The organism is Shimwellia blattae DSM 4481 = NBRC 105725 (assembly GCF_000262305.1).
Classification (GTDB): Bacteria; Pseudomonadota; Gammaproteobacteria; order Enterobacterales; family Enterobacteriaceae; genus Shimwellia; species Shimwellia blattae.
The window spans coordinates 2,510,143-2,522,697 of sequence record NC_017910.1; the positions used below are offsets into that span (position 1 = coordinate 2,510,143).

10 protein-coding genes, 1 tRNA gene and 1 pseudogene are annotated in these 12,555 nt (G+C 57.7%); 7 read left to right on the top strand and 5 right to left on the bottom strand.

From position 1 onward, the window contains the following. The first annotated feature begins 161 nt into the window (after positions 1-161). Positions 162-4,124 carry a trifunctional transcriptional regulator/proline dehydrogenase/L-glutamate gamma-semialdehyde dehydrogenase gene (putA, locus tag EBL_RS11850; RefSeq protein WP_002439641.1) on the top strand — a complete coding sequence of 1,321 codons (3,963 nt, stop codon included), beginning with the start codon at positions 162-164 and terminating at the stop codon, positions 4,122-4,124. 54 nt (positions 4,125-4,178) lie between these two features. On the opposite strand, the gene EBL_RS11855 is transcribed toward putA, so the two are convergent. Together EBL_RS11855 and EBL_RS11860 are read right to left on the bottom strand one after the other, a co-directional pair. Then, positions 4,179-5,033 carry a DMT family transporter gene (locus tag EBL_RS11855; protein ID WP_014716085.1) on the bottom strand — a complete coding sequence of 285 codons (855 nt, stop codon included), beginning with the start codon at positions 5,031-5,033 and terminating at the stop codon, positions 4,179-4,181. A 179-nt stretch (positions 5,034-5,212) separates the two neighbouring features. Then, the gene (locus EBL_RS11860; RefSeq protein WP_002439639.1) at positions 5,213-5,389 is read right to left on the bottom strand and encodes a con-10 family general stress protein; all 177 of its coding nucleotides are present in this window, start codon (positions 5,387-5,389) and stop codon (positions 5,213-5,215) included. A 385-nt stretch (positions 5,390-5,774) separates the two neighbouring features. Between EBL_RS11860 and wrbA the strand changes: the two genes are divergently transcribed. Then, positions 5,775-6,374: an NAD(P)H:quinone oxidoreductase gene (gene wrbA / locus EBL_RS11865; protein ID WP_002439637.1), complete on the top strand. Its 600-nt coding sequence runs from the start codon at positions 5,775-5,777 to the stop codon at positions 6,372-6,374. Between the two features lie 18 nt (positions 6,375-6,392). Further along, the gene (locus EBL_RS11870; RefSeq protein WP_002439635.1) at positions 6,393-6,620 is read left to right on the top strand and encodes a YccJ family protein; all 228 of its coding nucleotides are present in this window, start codon (positions 6,393-6,395) and stop codon (positions 6,618-6,620) included. Positions 6,621-6,673: 53 nt separating this feature from the next. Here EBL_RS11870 and cptA read toward each other — a convergent pair whose 3' ends face one another. Beyond that, positions 6,674-8,401, bottom strand: a complete 1,728-nt coding sequence (gene cptA / locus EBL_RS11875; protein ID WP_002439634.1) for a phosphoethanolamine transferase CptA — start codon at positions 8,399-8,401, stop codon at positions 6,674-6,676. A 391-nt stretch (positions 8,402-8,792) separates the two neighbouring features. Here cptA and EBL_RS11880 point away from each other — a divergent pair, with 391 nt between their 5' ends. Together EBL_RS11880 and EBL_RS20860 are read left to right on the top strand one after the other, a co-directional pair. After that, on the top strand, positions 8,793-9,806 hold the full coding sequence (locus EBL_RS11880; protein ID WP_002439633.1) for a thioredoxin family protein: 1,014 nt from the start codon (positions 8,793-8,795) through the stop codon (positions 9,804-9,806). A gap of 398 nt (positions 9,807-10,204) precedes the next feature. Beyond that, a pseudogene (locus EBL_RS20860) lies at positions 10,205-10,608 on the top strand (integrase core domain-containing protein); the annotation flags it as partial. A 152-nt stretch (positions 10,609-10,760) separates the two neighbouring features. On the opposite strand, the gene EBL_RS11890 reads toward EBL_RS20860, so the two are convergent. Continuing rightward, positions 10,761-10,848: transfer RNA gene (locus EBL_RS11890), tRNA-Ser, on the bottom strand. A gap of 307 nt (positions 10,849-11,155) precedes the next feature. Here EBL_RS11890 and yccA point away from each other — a divergent pair. Beyond that, entirely contained in the window at positions 11,156-11,815 is a 660-nt protein-coding gene (gene yccA / locus EBL_RS11895; protein WP_002439629.1) for an FtsH protease modulator YccA, read from the top strand. Positions 11,816-11,931: 116 nt separating this feature from the next. Next, positions 11,932-12,261, top strand: coding sequence for a sulfurtransferase TusE (tusE, locus tag EBL_RS11900; RefSeq protein WP_002439627.1), 330 nt, complete (start codon positions 11,932-11,934; stop codon positions 12,259-12,261). Here tusE and yccX read toward each other — a convergent pair. Further along, positions 12,258-12,539 carry an acylphosphatase gene (gene yccX / locus EBL_RS11905; RefSeq protein WP_002439625.1) on the bottom strand — a complete coding sequence of 94 codons (282 nt, stop codon included), beginning with the start codon at positions 12,537-12,539 and terminating at the stop codon, positions 12,258-12,260. The two genes, tusE and yccX, sit on opposite strands and share 4 nt — an antisense overlap. Positions 12,540-12,555 lie beyond the last annotated feature (16 nt).

The window sequence follows — 12,555 nt, forward strand, 5'->3', positions numbered from 1 at the left end:
TTTTATTTCTTTTCGCATCATACGCTTTTCTTATTAACAACCAGATTATTGTTCAGGATGTTAATTTCATCACATTTAACAAAGTTGCACAAAGTTGCAACATGCATGATATTACTCATCAGCATTTAAACGATTCCAATAACATATCAGGAGCGGAAAACATGGGGACCACCACCATGGGGGTTAAGCTGGATGAGGCCACCCGCGATCGCATTAAGCACGCAGCAGCAAAAATTGACCGGACACCTCACTGGCTTATCAAGCAGGCCATCTTTAATTACCTGGAGCGCCTGGAAACCAGCGGCGCCTTACCGGAGCTGCCCGCCCTGCTGGCCGGGGCCGCAAATGAACCCGAAGAGACACCCGTCCCCCAGGAAGAGCCCCGCACGCCGTTTCTCAATTTTGCCGAGCAGATCCTGCCCCAGTCTGTCACCCGGGCGGCCATTACCGCCGCCTGGCGCCGCCCGGAAACCGACGCAGTACCCATGATTCTGGAGCGGGCGCGCCTGCCAGAAGCCATGGCAGAGCAGGCCCATAAGCTGGCCTGGCAGCTGGCAGATAAACTGCGTAACCAGAAAAACGCCGGTGGCCGCGCGGGCATGGTGCAAAACCTGCTGCAGGAGTTTTCGCTCTCTTCACAGGAGGGGGTGGCGCTGATGTGCCTGGCAGAAGCGCTGCTGCGCATTCCGGATAAAGCCACCCGCGATGCGTTAATCCGCGACAAGATCAGCGGCGGCAACTGGCAGTCGCATATTGGCCGCAGCCCTTCCCTGTTTGTCAACGCCGCCACCTGGGGGCTGCTGTTTACCGGCCGCCTGGTCGCCACCCATAACGAAGCCAGCCTGTCGCGCTCACTGAACCGGATCATCAGCAAAAGCGGTGAGCCCCTGGTGCGCAAAGGGGTGGATATGGCTATGCGCCTGATGGGCGAGCAGTTCGTGACCGGTGAAACCATTGCCGAAGCGCTGGCCAATGCCCGTAAGCTGGAAGATAAAGGCTTTCGCTACTCTTACGATATGCTGGGGGAAGCCGCACTGACCGCCGCCGACGCCGACGCCTATATGGTCTCTTACCAGCAGGCTATCCACGCCATTGGTAAGGCGTCTAATGGCCGGGGGATCTATGAAGGCCCGGGGATCTCTATCAAACTCTCGGCCCTGCACCCCCGCTACAGCCGCGCCCAGTATGAGCGCGTCATGCATGAGCTGTACCCACGGTTAAAATCCCTGACCCTGCTGGCCCGCCAGTACGATGTGGGCATTAATATTGATGCCGAAGAGGCTGACCGGCTTGAATTGTCGCTGGATCTGATGGAAAAGCTCTGCTTTGAGCCGGAACTGAGCGGCTGGAACGGCATTGGCTTTGTTATCCAGGCTTACCAGAAGCGCTGCCCGTTCGTGATTGACTACCTGGTCGATCTTGCCAGTCGCAGCAACCGCCGCCTGATGATCCGCCTGGTAAAAGGCGCTTACTGGGACAGCGAAATCAAACGCGCCCAGGTCGATGGCCTGGAAGGTTACCCGGTCTACACCCGCAAGGTGTATACCGATATCTCCTACCTGGCCTGCGCCCGGAAATTACTGGCCGTGCCCAGCCTTATCTACCCGCAGTTCGCCACCCATAACGCCCACACCCTGGCGGCGATTTATCACCTGGCCGGGCAGAACTACTACCCGGGCCAGTACGAGTTCCAGTGCCTGCACGGCATGGGGGAGCCGCTCTATGAGCAGGTGGTGGGTAAAGTGGCCGACGGCAAACTGAACCGCCCGTGCCGTATTTACGCCCCGGTAGGCACCCACGAAACCCTGCTGGCTTATCTGGTGCGCCGCCTGCTGGAAAACGGCGCCAACACATCATTTGTGAACCGGATTGCCGACACCACCCTCTCGCTGGATGAGCTGGTCACCGATCCGGTAAAAGCGGTTGAAACCCTGGCGCAAAAAGAGGGCGCGGTGGGTATACCGCACCCGAAGATCCCGCTGCCGCGCGATCTGTACGGTGAGAGCCGAGTCAACGCCGCCGGGCTGGATCTGGCGAATGAGCAGCGCCTGGCCTCCCTCTCTTCTGCCCTGCTGACCAGCGCCGCCCGGAAGTTTCACGCCACGCCGGTACTGGCAGAGCCCGTTGCCGAAGGCGAAATGTCGCCGGTCATCAACCCGGCAGAGCCTGGTGATGTTGTCGGTTATGCCCGGGAGGCCACCGCTGCGGAGATCGCCGCCGCCCTGGAGAGCGCCACCCACCAGGCAACTATCTGGTTTGCCACCCCCCCTGCCGGGCGTGCAGATATTCTGGAGCGCGCCGCCCAGCTGATGGAGAGCGATCTCCAGGGGCTGACGGGCCTTCTGGTGCGCGAGTCCGGTAAAACCTTCAGTAACGCCATTGCCGAAGTTCGCGAGGCGGTAGACTTCCTGCGCTACTACGCCGCCCAGGCCCGCTTTGATCTGGATAACGACACCCACCGCCCGCTGGGCCCGGTGGTCTGCATCAGCCCGTGGAACTTCCCGCTGGCTATTTTTACCGGCCAGATTGCCGCCGCCCTGGCGGCGGGTAACAGTGTTCTGGCAAAACCCGCCGAACAGACCCCGCTGATTGCCGCCCGGGGTGTCGCCCTGCTGCTGGAAGCGGGTGTACCGCCGGGTGTGCTGCAACTGCTGCCCGGCCGTGGCGAAGTGGTGGGCGCCCGGCTGGTGGCGGACAACCGCATCCGCGGCGTGATGTTCACCGGCTCAACCGAGGTGGCCGGTATTCTCCAGCGCCAGCTGGCAGAGCGCCTGGATCCCCAGGGCCGCCCGATCCCGCTGATTGCCGAAACCGGCGGAATGAACGCCATGATCGTGGACTCCTCCGCCCTTACCGAGCAGGTGGTGGTCGATGTGCTTGCCTCGGCATTTGACAGCGCAGGCCAGCGCTGCTCGGCGCTGCGCATTCTCTGCATTCAGGAAGATGTTGCCGATCACACGCTGAAAATGCTGCGCGGCGCCATGGCCGAATGCCGGATGGGTAACCCGGAGCGCCTGAGCACCGATATCGGCCCGGTCATTGACCGCGAAGCAAAAGCCAGTATTGAGCGTCATATCCAGGAGATGCGCAGCCAGGGGCACACCATTTTCCAGGCCGCCCGGGAAAATAGCGAAGATACCTGCGAATGGCAAAGCGGCACCTTTATTCCGCCAACCCTGATTGAGCTGGACAGTATTGATGAGCTCCGGCGGGAGGTCTTTGGCCCGGTGCTGCATGTGGTGCGCTACCCGCGCCACCAGCTGGAGGCGGTGATCAGCCAGATTAACGCCGCCGGTTATGGCCTGACCTTGGGGATCCATACCCGTATTGATGAAACCATCGCCCAGGTCACCAGCCAGGCCCGGGTGGGGAATATGTATGTGAACCGCAATATGGTCGGTGCGGTGGTCGGGGTGCAGCCGTTTGGCGGCGAAGGGTTATCCGGCACCGGGCCCAAAGCCGGTGGCCCGCTGTATCTTTACCGGTTGCTCGCCAGCCGCCCGCAGGATGCGCTCCAGCGCACCTTTGCCCGGCTGGACAAAAACCAGGTGGTGGACAGCTCCCTGCACAGCGGTATGCAGCAGCATATTCAGGCCCTGCTGGAGTGGTCAGCCAGCCGCCCGCTGCTTAACACCCTGTGCCAGACGCTGATGACGCTCAGTGAAAGCGGCAAACAGCGCCTGCTCACCGGGCCCACCGGCGAGCGCAACACCTATTTGCTGCTGCCAAGGGAGCGGGTGCTGTGCATTGCCGATAACGACGACGACCGGCTGACCCAGCTGGCTACCGCCCTGGCGGCGGGGTGTCAGGTGCTGTGGCCTGCCCTGCCCGAGTACCGGGCACTGGCCAAACAGCTGCCCGCCGGGGTTATCAGCCAGATAAGCTATGCCGACCAGGCGGGGTTGTTTACTCAGCCATTTGACGGGCTGATTTTCCACGGGGATTCAGATCAGCTGCGCAGTATCTGCCAGCAGGTTGCCGCCAGAGAAGGGGCGATTGTGTCGGTACAGGGATTTGCCCGGGGGGAAACCAACCTGTTGCTGGAGCGGCTGTATGTGGAGCGCTCGCTGAGCGTGAACACGGCCGCGGCGGGCGGTAACGCCAGCCTGATGACCATCGGCTAAGCCAACAGAAAAAGGCCCCGCACTGCGGGGCCTTTTTACAGGTGCCGGGGCAAATCAGGGCTCAGGGGCCACCACCGGTAGCGGCTGGCGTTTTTTGAGTTTAAGTTCACTGACCATCACCCCCAGAATAATCAGCGCCGCGCCGCCTATTGCCAGCACCGGTAGCTGCTCCCCGGCAAAGCGGCCAAAAATACCCGCCCATACCGGCTCCCCGGTATAGATAACCGTCGCCCGGGTCGGGGAGACGCTGCGCTGGGCCCAGTTCATGGTGACCTGGATAATCGCGCTGAAGATCCCAAGCCCGGCGGCTACCGCTATCAGCCCGGGGGGCAGTTCACCGGGAATGGTCTCCCCGGCCGGTATCGTGGCGGCAAAAGCCAGCACAGAGGCGGTGGCCAGCTGCACCACGGTGACCCGGCGAATATCCACCTTCCCCGCCCAGGCGCCAATCAGAATAATTTCCGCCGCGATAGCCACGGCGCTGGCCAGGGTAATGGCTTCTCCCAGGCCTACCCCCAGGCCCCCCTCCGGCCCGGCCAGTAACACCAGGCCGCAAAACGCCAGCGCCACACCAATCCATGACATCAGCCCCGGCATCCGCCCAAGGCAGATCCACTGTAGCAGCGGAACCAGCGGCACATACATGGCGGAAATAAATGCCGATTTGCTGCTGGAGATACTCGTCAGTCCCCAGGTTTGCAGGCTATAGCCGCAGGCAATGGCAATACCGACCACCACACCGGCTTTAATTTCAAGCCAGGTTATACCGCGCAGGCAGCGGAAAGAGACGATAGCCACCGCGACAGCGGCGGTGGCAAAACGCAGGCCGACAAAAAACAGCGGCCCGCTCATGGTCACCGCATACTGAACAGCAAGAAAGGTTGCGCCCCAGAACATCGTGATAAGCATCAGGATGGCTTCCTGGGGAGAAAGGGAGATACGCGCGCGAATCACGAATGAAATAACCAGTGTCTGAGAACAGGAGCTTATCAGTGTGCGATGACAATGCCGGATATTCAAGGTGATGCAGAAATAAAAACCGCCGGAGTCACCCGGCGGTGTGCCTGTGGCGTAAAAGGCCGTGCGCCTTACTTATTGCGGGCGCCGCCGTGGCTATTTTTGCCGCCTTTACGCCCCGCTTCTGAAGCACGCTGCGGATCATTTTTGAAATTACCGCCGCTCATCTTCCCGCCTTTGCGGCCGGCTTCTGATGCGCGTTCACGATCTTCGGCAAAGTTTCCTGAGCCTCCGCGATGGTTTGCCATGCTATACCTCCGGGCCGGTAAATCATTAAGCCTGTGGGTTATCAGGCTACTCAGGCGGCCATATACTCGCTGCCGCTTAGTATAAGGGTAGCGTAACGTCTGGCCCGGACGCGGCTAAGGTTACATTCTGACACATCCACACCGCGCCCGCCCCCGGGTAATCCCGGCCGGTGACATTAACGCGTTCTTATCATTACCGAAGCCTGCGGCCAGAAAAATGTGACCTGATGCTACAGCCGCCGGAAAGGCAAATCGTGCGCAATCGCCGCCAGACTGGCTTTTTATTCGCCACCTGGCCCGACTTTTCGCACAGCCTGGCGGAGATGTACTACCCTTACCAGGGTATCTTTCAGGCTTGCTGACTGGTTAATTAAGGAGAATAACAATGGCTGCAAAAGTGCTGGTACTTTACTACTCCATGTACGGACATATCGAGACCATGGCCCGGGCGGTTGCCGAGGGCGCCAGTAAAGTTGACGGTGTTGAGGTTGTCGTTAAGCGAGTGCCCGAGACCATGAACGCGGAAATTTTCGCCAAAGCGGGCGGGAAAGCCCAGACCGCACCGGTGGCAACGCCACAGGAGCTGGTGGACTATGATGCCATTATCTTCGGCACCCCAACCCGCTTCGGCAACATGTCTGGCCAGATGCGGACCTTCCTCGACCAGACCGGCGGATTATGGGCGGCAGGCAGCCTGTACGGCAAACTGGCCAGCGTGTTCAGCTCCACGGGAACCGGCGGCGGCCAGGAACAAACGATCACCTCCACCTGGACCACGCTGGCCCACCACGGCATGGTGATTGTGCCGATCGGCTATGCGGCTCAGGAGTTGTTTGATATTTCGCAGGTCCGCGGCGGTACGCCCTATGGCGCCACCACCATTGCCGGTGGCGACGGTTCACGCCAGCCAAGCCCGGAAGAACTTGCCATTGCCCGCTATCAGGGGGAATATGTGGCAGGTTTAGCAGTGAAATTAAAAGCGTAATTATCTGAGGAGAAGTCAATGGCAGATCAGCAGAACAAAGCCCACCACGTTGCGGAGTGGGCCAGCTTGCGTAATACCTCACTGGAAATTGCTGAGGCCATTTTTGAGCTTTGCAACTACGATGAGAAAAAGGCTGAGCAAGTCTGGGAAGACGGAAACGACGAAGTCTTACCCCTCGCCTTTAGCAAGACCGATAAAGACACCCTGTTCTGGGATGAGCAGACCATCGAACGCAAGGATCTGTAAGCCTTTTTCACCAGACCAAACCCCGCCACAGGCGGGGTTTTTTATGGGTGGTACTACTTGCCGCTGGTGGCTGCCCCCTCTGGGGGCCGCCTATCAAAATCCCATAACCCGTTCTTCTGGTAAGGATCGCCAATCCAGCGGGTCTGCGCCCGGAAATCCCCATTCACCAGGCTATTGTGCGCCTCCCAGCCCTGATAACTCAGCCCGGCCATATCCGACCAGGTGTGAATAAACTGGGACAGACTGTAGGGCCGGTCAGTCATACCCGTGTAGTCCTGCGGGTAGCGCTGCTGCCAGGAAGAGGAAACCCAGTGGAAATAGGGCACCGTGTACATGGCCCGGGTGGGTGCCCCCTCGTTGCGCCCCTGAATATTGTGGGGCGGTGTGTCGTAGACCTCTTCGCCGTGGTCGGAGAAAAACACCAGGAAACCATGCGGATCCGTGGCCTTATACTGGTCGATAAGCGTGGCCACCACGTAATCGTTGTACAGGTTGGCGTTGTCATAATCGTTGTAAGAGGCCAGTTGCTGGCTATTCAGCCCCGGAGGAACCACCCCATCGGCACCGCTAAATTTCGCGTAGCTTTCGGGGAAGCGGTATTTATAGTTAATGTGGGTGCCCAGCAGGTGGACGATGATAAGTTTCTTTTCGGCGCTATCTTCCAGGGCCTCCTGAAACGGGGCAAAGACCACGTCATCATACTGGCGGGCGCTCTGGGTGCGCTGATTGTTCATGTAATACTGCTTATCCGTCTGCCGGGAGAACACCGTCAGCATAGTATTACGCTTGGTCATGGTCTGCTGGTTGGTTATCCAGAATGTTTTGTAGCCCGCCTGCTTCATCATATTCATCAGCGAGGGGCGGGTCAGATACAGATCAGGGTTCAGCTCGTCGGCAAAGGTCAGGATCTGCTGCATAATTTCAATGGTATAGGGGCGGGAGGACACCACATCATTAAACACCGTGAGCCGGGGGTCTGTGTTGCGCAGTGCATCCAGCAACGGAGTGGTTTCACGCCCGTAGCCGTACAGGCTCATGCGCCCGCGCTGGGTTGACTCCCCCAGCACCAGCACCAGGGTGCGCGGCTCTTCGCCGGTGCGGTCCTTAAGCCCTTCTAGCGGGGGCAGCTGATTATTTTCCTGCATCAGCCCCTGCAGGCTGCCGAGCTGGCAGCGATACTGATAATAGGCGCTGACCATCTGCCAGGGGGCGGCCGGTTCGATACGCGACATAATATGGGCGATAATCCGCGCCGCCTTACGGCGCCGGACCAGAATATCGCGCAGCAGCATATGGCCCAGCAGCGCATAAAAAATGGCGAAAGCCACCAGATAGCGCCACGGCACAGGCAAATAGACCGGCTGCAGGCGCGACCATAAAAACACCCCCACGGCGGTATAGAGCACCAGCACAATCGCCAGCCGGGCAGAGAAATACTGGCTGGCGTATTCTCTGGCTTCCGCCGCATTACTTTCAAACAGCGTAAACAGGACGCTTTGGGAAAATTCCTGACGGTAGATAACGTAATAGGCCAGTGAGCAGAGGGACGCGGCCCAGAGAATAATACCCACAACTGTTGCAATAACCATGGAATAGCCCGGGAATAAAAACGCCGGGATCAACCACAGGGAACTGAACAGCAGCGAGTCACGCAGGCCGTTCGTACCACTGTGGCCGGAAATCAGAATAACCAGTTGTAATACAGTCGAAAAATACCAGAAAAAAACCAGCATCCAGCCCAGAGAGACCCAGCTGAAAGCCACAGGCAGCGTTGATAACATAAAAATGATACCCTGTAAAAATAGCTAACCGGTAGCTGAATGCCCACGGGAAAGGGGCACTCAGCGTTATGTTGTTCGTTATGCGGTATATTGGACACTGCCGTTCAGAATTAATTCTGCGCGGGCGTTATTTTCCTCTGACGGTAACTATTGTCCTGACAAATATAATGGGCATATTTAAACGGTGGTTAACTGTTATAAATGTTCTGACATAACCCGGCCATTTTTTGTCATTAATGCGTCATAGTTTCAGGTTATTGTGTTAGCGTTTTTGTCAAAAATCAGCACTCACGCCTGAACAGCATAAGGAGCCTGCCTATGAAAAACATCATCTCCCCCTGTGTCGGGGATCCTCAGCTTACTGTTTATCCCTTTATTCAACGAGGATCGTATGATCGATATCACTGCAGAAACCCTTTCCCGGGCACTCCGGGACACCAAAACACCTGTACTGCTTGATTTCTGGGCCCCCTGGTGCGCCCCCTGTATCGCCCTGGAGCCCTGGCTTGAACAGCTTGCCGCCCGCTATGGTGAGCAGCTGACCATACTGCGCTGCAATGTGGATCAGGACAACGCGCTGATTGCCGAATATGGCCTGCGCGGTGTGCCCACCCTGATAGGCTTTGAACACGGCCAGGAGGTGGCGCGCTGCACCGGGGGTAACGTGGCGCAACTGCACGCCATGGTAAACCGCCTGCTGCAATCCCCGGAGCAGACCAGCACCGGTGGCGCTTTCAGTGGTGACAGCGCCCTGCGTTCGCAGGTGCTCGCCCGGGTACAACAGACACCGCCAGATGCCCTGCCCCGGCTGGTCGCCGGGTGGCTGCAACACCCGGCAACGGTTCCGGGCATTCCGCCCCTGGTCTGGCAAGTGATCCTCTTTCTGGCCCAGCAGTACCCGGAGCAGGAACGTAATCGTGTATTTACGCAGTTACTCAGCGCCATCCACACCGGGGCCCGCCTTTCGGACACGGGCCGGGTGCTGGCGCGGCACTTACTGATGCCGGAGCATTGCCGCCTTGGTTGCCTGTTTGATCTTACGCCCGCGCTGGCGGCCTGCTGGCAGGCATTGCAGCGCCTGCAACTGGCGCATTTGCAGGGAGAGGCGCAAAACGCAACAGAGTGGCAGGCGGCCCGGGATATGCTGGCACAGTGTCAGCAGGCAGAGGATCCGGCCATAGCCGCAGCGGCGGCCAGCCTGGCGCCGCTGGCATTCCCGGTCAACGGGGATGATTTGTCACTCTTTCTGGAGCTGTATCGTCTGGCGTCTGATGAGCGGGCCGATCAGCTGTATCAGGACGGGCCAGAGCCAGATATGCAGGTTATCGAAAGCCACCTGCAGGAAACGCTGAAAGCCCATACCCGCCTGCTTGGTGAGGTTCTTGGCGCCGCGCGCGCGGCGTAAAAATACCGGGGCTGTGGGTAATATCCTGCCGCCCCGGCATTTCCCCTAGGGCGTTTGCCTCTTTGCCTGGTAATCCTCCCGGGGTCACCGCTTCCGCTACCTGCAACCCGGCATTATTCAGACAGATTGTTGGTGCAGCTTTACAGCCTTCAAGTGCTGCTTTTGCCGCCGCCACGATTTCCGGTGTCGCACCCACTATCATTGCACCGCCGGCCACACCCGCAACACCGGCTGAGACGATAAGGTTTCCTTCAGCAATGCCTTTCGCTATACCTGCCTTACAGGCTGTATCACAGTCCGGTGTCTTTCCGAACCAGAAGCCCAGATCTGAACCGGCTGCCGCGCCCAGCGCATTATTCTCAACTAAATTTTCTAATGGGATCAGGTATCGGGGCGCGGCCCTGACCTGTGGCAGACGGTTCCGGACGTTTAATGTGGTGGATGATTTTAACCGCGAAGCCCTGGCCATTGAAATCGATCTGAATATCCCGGCGCAGCGGGTGGTCCGGGTACTGGACAGGATTGGATACCCTCTGAAACTCAGGATGGACAACGGACCAGAACTGGTGTCAGTCACACTGGCTCAGTGGGCGGAGGAGCACCATGTTGAACTGGAATTTGTCCGCCCGGGAAAACCGACTGAAAACGCGTTCTGTTCAGGACACTGAATGAAGTAAGGGAAATAACAGAGCGCTGGCTGACGGAATATAACAGCGAGCGACCTCATGAATCCCTGAACAACCTGACGCCGGAAGAATACCGGCTGATGGCTGAAAACCCGGAAATCTCAAAAAGTGCGTAGAACTAAAACGGGTATGCTTACACTGATTTATAACCGCAAAACAAAAGTGTCCCCCACCTTCGGCAGGACATCGATTCAGGAAAAATATTCTAAGTCTATTCTGACGATCCAAAGCAAAAAGGGGTTACCTTTCGGTAACCCCTTCTTTTATATGGCGGAAGCGCAGAGATTCGAACTCTGGGACCCTTTCGAGTCGCCGGTTTTCAAGACCGGTGCCTTCAACCGCTCGGCCACACTTCCGGAATGAGGCGAACTATAAACATCCCCCGGGCCGCTGTAAAGCGGGAATGTGTTCAACCGCCGCAAAAATCACCAATTCGTGTTTTTATGGTGAATATTCAGCCATTACGCTCAGTTATCCGCCGGGGAACGGAGCACTTCGCGGCCAGCAACTATAATAAAACAGAGATCAGCAGGGGAAACATTTTCCGCATCCCCCCTACTGGTACAATCCGTGCTGAGTAAAGATGGGTAAAAGCCCTTCCCCCCTGAACAGGGCTTTTCTATTCTCATAAGCTGACAACACCTGTAATTAGAGAGAGTTATTATGGATCGCATTGTTACCTCTTCACGCGACCGTACATCGCTACTGAGTACGCACAAAGTTCTGCGTAATACCTATTTCCTGTTAAGCCTGACGCTGGCATTTTCAGCACTGACGGCGACCGCCAGCACCGTATTTGCACTGCCCGCTCCGGGGCTGATTCTGACACTGGTCGGCATGTATGGTCTGATGTTCCTCACCTATCGTCTGGCAAATAAGCCCACCGGTATTCTGGCGGCATTTGCCTTTACCGGCTTCCTGGGTTACATCCTCGGGCCGATTCTGAACGCTTACCTGTCGGCCGGTATGGGCGACGTTATCGCCATGGCGCTGGGCGGCACGGCGCTGGTGTTCTTCTGCTGCTCCGCTTATGTGCTGACCACCCGCAAAGATATGTCGTTCCTCGGCGGTATGCTGATGGCGGGTATCGTTGTGGTCTTGATCGGGATGGTGGCGAATATCTTCCTGCAGCTGCCGGCGCTGCATCTGGCTATCAGCGCGGTATTTATTCTGATCTCTTCAGGTGCCATCCTGTTTGAAACCAGCAATATTATCCGCGGCGGTGAAACCAACTATATCCGCGCCACAGTGAGCCTTTACGTCTCCCTGTACAATATTTTTGTCAGCCTGCTCAGCATTCTGGGCTTTGCCAGCCGCGATTAAGACCTGGCAACTGAATAACCCCAAAGCCCTGCACGGTAACGTGCGGGGCTTTATTTTTGCCGCAGGAAAAATTTGCTACACTGGCGGGCGTTTTAATATCAGTAACCGGAAAAGTTATGCTTACGTTCAATGGTAAAGAGTTTGATACAGATAGCGAAGGCTACCTGAAGGACAGTTCTGCGTGGAGTGAAGGGCTCGCAGAGGTTATCGCAGCCGGAGAAGGCATCTCCCTGTCCCCGGAGCACTGGGAAGTTGTCCGCTTTGTGCGTGACTTTTATCTGGAGTTTAATACCTCCCCCGCCATCCGTATGCTGGTGAAAGCCATGGCTAAAAAATATGGCGATGAAAAAGGAAACAGCCGCTATCTGTACCGCTTGTTCCCGAAGGGCCCGGCGAAGCAGGCCACAAAAATTGCCGGTCTTCCTAAACCGGTAAAATGTATTTAATAGCGGATTTCAAAATCTGACCATTCATGCCCGGAATGACGGGGCTCTGTGACCACATTATCAACTCTGGCGCTGCATGGCCCTCCGGCCTTCAGCCAGCCTATCAGTTGCGCTACCTGCTCCTCAGCCCCGCACGCCAGCACCTCAACGCTGCCATCGTCAAGGTTCCGGGCATATCCACTCAGCCCCAGGCTCAGCGCCTGGCGCCGGGTGCTGTAGCGAAACCCTACCCCCTGGACCCGGCCATAAACCCAGCATACTGTACACGTTGTTGACATTCTGCTCTCCATAACC

Coding starts and splice junctions, on each gene's coding strand:
- EBL_RS11860 (WP_002439639.1), bottom strand. CDS start 5,389: ATGGCAAACCATCGCGGAGGCTCAGGAAACTTTGCCGAAGATCGTGAA.
- yccX (WP_002439625.1), bottom strand. CDS start 12,539: ATGTCAACAACGTGTACAGTATGCTGGGTTTATGGCCGGGTCCAGGGG.
- wrbA (WP_002439637.1), top strand. CDS start 5,775: ATGGCTGCAAAAGTGCTGGTACTTTACTACTCCATGTACGGACATATC.
- tusE (WP_002439627.1), top strand. CDS start 11,932: ATGCTTACGTTCAATGGTAAAGAGTTTGATACAGATAGCGAAGGCTAC.
- putA (WP_002439641.1), top strand. CDS start 162: ATGGGGACCACCACCATGGGGGTTAAGCTGGATGAGGCCACCCGCGAT.
- EBL_RS11880 (WP_002439633.1), top strand. CDS start 8,793: ATGATCGATATCACTGCAGAAACCCTTTCCCGGGCACTCCGGGACACC.
- cptA (WP_002439634.1), bottom strand. CDS start 8,401: ATGTTATCAACGCTGCCTGTGGCTTTCAGCTGGGTCTCTCTGGGCTGG.
- EBL_RS11855 (WP_014716085.1), bottom strand. CDS start 5,033: ATGCTTATCACGATGTTCTGGGGCGCAACCTTTCTTGCTGTTCAGTAT.
- yccA (WP_002439629.1), top strand. CDS start 11,156: ATGGATCGCATTGTTACCTCTTCACGCGACCGTACATCGCTACTGAGT.
- EBL_RS11870 (WP_002439635.1), top strand. CDS start 6,393: ATGGCAGATCAGCAGAACAAAGCCCACCACGTTGCGGAGTGGGCCAGC.